A 2,776-nucleotide genomic window follows, 5' to 3' on the forward strand; every position below is an offset into this window, starting at 1 on the left:
GTGTAAAGGTATACATTTAGCAAGAGAGAGGATGATAGCTGTGAATACATTTAAATGGATTAGTCATGAAAAGATGTATGTAGATCAAATACATGTTGAAAAATGTGGTCCTCTTTCAGTCGGCGTATATGGAGGAAATCAAGAGAGTGATGCATATGAAAGAGGAGATGCAGTGCTAGCTTGGTGGGATCCGAAATTAGAATTTGAATTTGTTATGATTTTTGATACACATCATAAAACAAAAAATATACATTATATAATAGAAGCGATTTCAGAAAGAGAAGAACAACTAAAAGAATTATTTTCATATCCAATCCATTTAGCTTTTCATCATACCCATATGTATTTATTAGCGTTATTTACAGATGAGCTATTTATCGAGAAATGTGACCAAGATGATGAGGAACTTGCATGTTTAATTTGTTTACGAAAAGGCGAGTTCTTATATTGGCTATCAGTTGGTGATTGCTTCGCGTATTTATTCCATTCAGAGCAAAAGGAAAATGGAAAAGGTAGGCTAAATAAGCGTAAGAACTATGAATATATAGGAAGAAAAAATGTTTTTGCAGCGAATACCCCTTGCTTTACATCAGGAATAAGGGGATTAGAAAAAGGTCAGAATCACATTGTAATGGCAACGGATGGTATTTTAGAATGTGATAAACGAAAGTTTGATGATGATCAATCTTTAGTAGAAATATTACACGACGGAACTTGTTTACAGATTGAGCCTGTATTAACAAATGTACTTCAGTGGAAAGGTAGAGATTGTGCCACTATTATTGGATGGTCCATCGATACTGAAGATAGACAATGTGCCAATTAATAAATGAAAGGGAGTTCAAGGGTTTTTGTCCTTGAACTCTTTTTTGTTAAGCGATATGAATATGATACGTTTTTAACCATTCATTTACTTGTAGCATATACTCCATAGCACTTCTTGCTTCAAAATTGTTAACCACTTTATTACTTTGATCAGCAATTGCAAGTAATATGGAATGGTTAATAAGTGAGAAAACAGGATTGTTTTTATTGCTGCACATATCAAGTGTTAAATTACGGATTGTTTGTAAATAATGTGGATCTTGTGAAGTAGGATAAGCGCTTTTTCTTCTATTTCGCACATCATCAGGTAAAGCAGGTTTCAGTGCTCTACGTAAAATACCTTTTTCAATATTATCAATACTTTTTATGTTGAAAGGAACGTTCCATAAATATTCAACTAATCTAAAATCGCAAAATGGTACACGAACTTCAAACCCTACAGCCATACTCATACGGTCTTTACGGTCAAGTAAGAACGGGAGAAATCTCGTTAAAAATAAATAAAACATTTGGCGTTGTTTCGCGGATTTTTTACTTTCTCCTTCAAGAGTAGGTACTTCAAGAACAGCTTCATGGAATCGTTTATTAATATAATGCTCAGGATTACATTGAGTTGTTATGTCGCTTAATAATAGAGAAGATGTGTTTTTCCAGTTTGTTAACCACGGAAACTTATCTACATATAATAGTTCTTCTTGATGAAACCAAGGATACCCCCCGAATACTTCATCAGCAGATTCTCCAGATAAAGCTACGGTTGCATCTTTTTTCATTTCGCAAAATAGTAAATATAGTGAAGTTTCCATTTCGCCAGCACTTGGTAAATCTTTTGCACGGAGGGGAACGAATAAGTGATTTGCTAATTCTTCAGCATTCACAATAATATCATGATGCGATGTCCCTACATGTTCAGAAACATGTTTTACCCAAGGAGCGTCTAAACCAGTGCGAGCAAATGTCAGCTCGAAATCTTTTGCGCTATTTACAAAGTCAACGGAATACGTATGAAGTGTTTTATTTTCCGCTGCAAATTCTTTCCCCGCTAGTGCAGTAATACCGCTAGAATCTAATCCGCCTGATAACATACAAACAAGAGGAACATCGGCAATTAATTGTCTTTTTATTGTATCTTGTAAGATAGATAAAATATGTGAAGATGTGTCTTCGATAGATTCTTTATGGACCTTACTTTCTAAATTCCAATACTTCTTAACTACCTTTTTATCACGTGTAAAAGATATAAAATGTCCAGCACGTACTTCTTGAATATGTTTAAAGACGCCACATCCTGGAGTTCGAAATAATCCTAATCCAAATATTTCATTTATGCCATCCGCATCAATTTCAGCAGGAACAGATGGGTGAGCTAATAATGCTTTTATTTCAGAGCCGAAAATAATACTGTCATTTCTTTCTGTATAAAAAAGTGGTTTTACCCCTAAATGATCTCGTGCTAAAAACAATTGTTGCTTCTGATCATCCCATATTGCGAAAGCGAAAATTCCATTTAAACGTTGCACGCAGTCTTCTTTCCATTCTAAATAAGCGTGTAGTAACACTTCTGTATCCGAGTGAGTTTCAAAGGCATGCCCACATTTTTGAAGTTGTTCTCTCAGTTCACGAAAATTATAAATTTCTCCATTATAAGTAAGAGCATACGTGTAATCTCCGGCACGAAATGTTTTTGGCTGCGTTCCGCCTTCTGGGTCAATAACAATTAAACGTCGGTGTGCAAAGGCCGCACGAGGAGAAAACCAAAATCCTTCAGCATCAGGACCACGATGCTGAATACTATTTGCCATCTTTTCTAAAATAACATGTTGATTTGAAAGATCCTTCTTCCAATCTATCCAGCCTGTAATTCCACACATACAAATCTCATCTCCTAATTTTAAATAGTAGATTAACGAAATAAAATGTACACCAAGTTAAAGAATGGTTATGTAAATAT

The 2,776-nt window shown here is 34.8% G+C and carries 2 protein-coding genes; one reads left to right on the forward strand and one right to left on the reverse strand.

Features of this window, described 5'->3' with window-relative positions:
• Nucleotides 1-826 (forward strand): PP2C family serine/threonine-protein phosphatase (locus AB3X48_RS20670; protein ID WP_367959887.1); only part of this gene is annotated, 826 nt, incomplete at its 5' end.
• A 46-nt stretch (nt 827-872) separates the two neighbouring features.
• Here the strand turns inward: AB3X48_RS20670 and asnB are convergent.
• Nucleotides 873-2,696, reverse strand: a complete 1,824-nt coding sequence (gene asnB / locus AB3X48_RS20675; RefSeq protein WP_016104448.1) for an asparagine synthase (glutamine-hydrolyzing) — start codon at nt 2,694-2,696, stop codon at nt 873-875.
• Nucleotides 2,697-2,776: the final 80 nt, after the last annotated feature.

This window comes from Bacillus sp. S4 (assembly GCF_040838205.1).
In the GTDB taxonomy this organism is placed as follows: Bacteria; Bacillota; Bacilli; order Bacillales; family Bacillaceae_G; genus Bacillus_A; species Bacillus_A cereus_U.